Genomic DNA, 2,263 nt, shown 5'->3' on the forward strand with positions numbered 1-2,263 from the left:
AGGCGGTGGTCCTGGACGTGCTCGACGGCTGGATCGCCGCCGAACGCGAGGCCCACCGCGCCGCCGACCACAAAGCGGGCCTCGCCGCCGCGGGCCTCGTGCCCACGGTCGCGGCCGCGACCGTCGCCGGGGCGTGGGCGCGTCTTCCGGCCGCCGCGGCGGTCCCCGCCTGGACCGGCGCGGCCCTGGCGGTCACCGCGCTCGTCCTGCTGGGCCTGGCCGTGTGGCCCCGGCTCCGCCGCGAGGCGACCGTCGAGCCCGCCGACCTGCGCGCCGCCGCGGCGCAGCATCTCGCCGACCCGGCGGCCGCCGCCGAGGACCGCTCGGCCGAGCTGGCCCGCCTCCGGGCGATCACCCGCCGGAAGTTCGCCTTGACGCGGTGGGCGATCGGTCTGATCGGCGCCGCCGCGACCGCGGCCGCGACCGCCGTCGTCATCGCCGCCTGACCCCAAGGCGAAAGGCCGGCCCCGCGCATCATGCGCGGGGCCGGCCTTCGGCATCGGTACGACAACATGGAGGTCAGGGCCGGGGTGGGCGGGTGCGACCGGGGCGGTCGCAGCCGCGAGTATCCGACCAGGTGGGGGCGGCCGTACTCCGACCGACCGGGCGACGGGCGCGCGGCCTGCGGTGTTGCCGCTGGTCACGGCGTCGCCGGTGCGACGGCCGGTCGAGTAAACAAGATGTTTACCGGCCGGGCCCGGCGGGCGGTGGTGGAGACGGCGCTGCCCCCGCACCTGGTGGTGCGGGGGCAGCGTGGTTGGGGCGGTCAGGCGGGGATCGGGTAGCGGTCGACGGCGTCGGCGATGACCTGCGCGTGGTCGAACGCGACCAGCCCGGCCTGGCCGGAGAGCAGAGCGGCGATGCTCACCCACGCCGCCGCGGCGGCGTCGTCGTCGGCCTCGGGCTCGACCAGGGCGTCCTGGCCGGTGAGGTGGACCATCCAGGCGGTGCCGATGACGCGGCCGCGCGGGTCGCGACCGGGGGCGTCGTAGAGGCCGACGAAGCGGAGTTCGTCGACGGGGACGCTCACGTGGGTCTCCTCCAGGGCCTCACGGGCAGCGGCCTGGCGGCTGGTCTCGCCGGGGTCGACGTGCCCGCCGGGGAACGCCAAGGCGCCCACGTAGGGCTCGTGGCCGCGGCGGATCATCAGCAGCTCGGCGTCCCCGGTCTCGGGGTGGCGGCGGGTGGCGAGGACGTCGGCGGCGTAGGCGTACCGGTCACGGTCGTCCCCGGCCGCGGCCGCGGTGGCCTCGGCGGTGCGGAGGTCGTTGAGCATGGCCGCGTAGGCCTCGCGGGCGCACCCGTCGGTGCGCTGGATGCGCTCGACGAGGTAGGCGCCGAGGTCGTCGACGACGTGGACGTGGACGGCGCCATTGGTCAGCGCCTGGGCGCGGGCCTCGGCGGCGTAGTACTGGCTGGCGGTCGCGTCGCGGTAGCGGCGGCGGAGGTCGCGCGCGGCGGTCGTCCACGCCTCGTACAGGCCGGTCGTGATGCTGGTCGGGGTGGTCGTGCTGGTCATGTATACGCTGCTTTCTGTCTCGTGATCGCTGATCGGGACGTTTCTGCGGCCCGGCCGAGCCGCAATCTCGGCCGGGCCGCCTGGTGCTCACTGGCTGGATCGGGCCTGTTCGGCCTGGGTGCGGATCTGGTCGGCCACCTCCAGCCATGCCGGGTCGGCGTGGCTGTAGACGAGGCGGTCGGTCTGGGCCTCGGCGAGCATCCACAGCGCGGTCGAGGCGATGTCGCCGGCGGCGGCCGCGAAGGTGTCGTCGCCCTCGCTTGCGGCGACGCGGTCGAGCCGCTCCAGGCCCTCGCGCAGGGCCTCGGCGTAGCGGCTGGCCTGGCCTCGCTGCCAGTACGCCAGGCGCTCGGCCTCGGTCATGGCCTCGTAGGCGGTGCCGCTGGCGGGGATGTCGGTGCTGATCATGTGGTCCTTCCGGTGTGGTGATCGGGTTGCGGGTGTCAGGCCGCGGCGTAGTAGGCGCCGCGGGCGGCGATGGCGGCGGCGACCGGGTCGTCCCGGTAGCCGCTGTAGCCCTGGATCAGGCCGACGAGCCGGAGGCCGTCGTCGGTGTGCCGGTAGGCGGCCAGCGGCCGGTCCGGGTCGGTGGCGGCCCGGAGGTCCATGAGCCCGATGGCGAGGTCGGCCACGCCCTCGGGGACGCTCCGGACCTGACCGGCCGGGGTGATGAGGACCCGCTCGCCCTGGTAGCCCCAGCCGGTGATGGTGACCGGGGCGTCGTCGCGGTCGGCGGCGGCCGCG

4 protein-coding genes are annotated in these 2,263 nt (G+C 76.0%); 1 reads left to right on the top strand and 3 read right to left on the bottom strand.

Annotated features, from left to right (window positions below; genetic code table 11):
* The coding region (locus STBA_RS35280) for a Pycsar system effector family protein (protein WP_171987931.1) at window positions 1–446 on the top strand (446 nt) is incomplete at its 5' end.
* 320 nt (window positions 447–766) lie between these two features.
* Here the strand turns inward: STBA_RS35280 and STBA_RS35285 are convergent.
* From STBA_RS35285 to STBA_RS38210, 3 genes are all read right to left on the bottom strand, one after another.
* The gene (locus STBA_RS35285; RefSeq protein ID WP_253195318.1) at window positions 767–1,519 is read right to left on the bottom strand and encodes an NUDIX domain-containing protein; all 753 of its coding nucleotides are present in this window, start codon (window positions 1,517–1,519) and stop codon (window positions 767–769) included.
* A gap of 87 nt (window positions 1,520–1,606) precedes the next feature.
* Window positions 1,607–1,927, bottom strand: coding sequence for a hypothetical protein (locus STBA_RS35290; protein WP_077063894.1), 321 nt, complete (start codon window positions 1,925–1,927; stop codon window positions 1,607–1,609).
* Window positions 1,928–1,962: 35 nt separating this feature from the next.
* On the bottom strand, window positions 1,963–2,263 hold a 301-nt coding region (locus tag STBA_RS38210), incomplete at its 5' end, for a hypothetical protein (protein ID WP_171987932.1).

The sequence above is a fragment of the Streptomyces sp. MP131-18 genome (genome assembly GCF_001984575.1).
GTDB lineage: Bacteria > Actinomycetota > Actinomycetes > Streptomycetales > Streptomycetaceae > Streptomyces > Streptomyces johnsoniae.

Coding starts and splice junctions, on each gene's coding strand:
- STBA_RS35285 (WP_253195318.1), bottom strand. CDS start 1,519: ATGACCAGCACGACCACCCCGACCAGCATCACGACCGGCCTGTACGAG.
- STBA_RS35290 (WP_077063894.1), bottom strand. CDS start 1,927: ATGATCAGCACCGACATCCCCGCCAGCGGCACCGCCTACGAGGCCATG.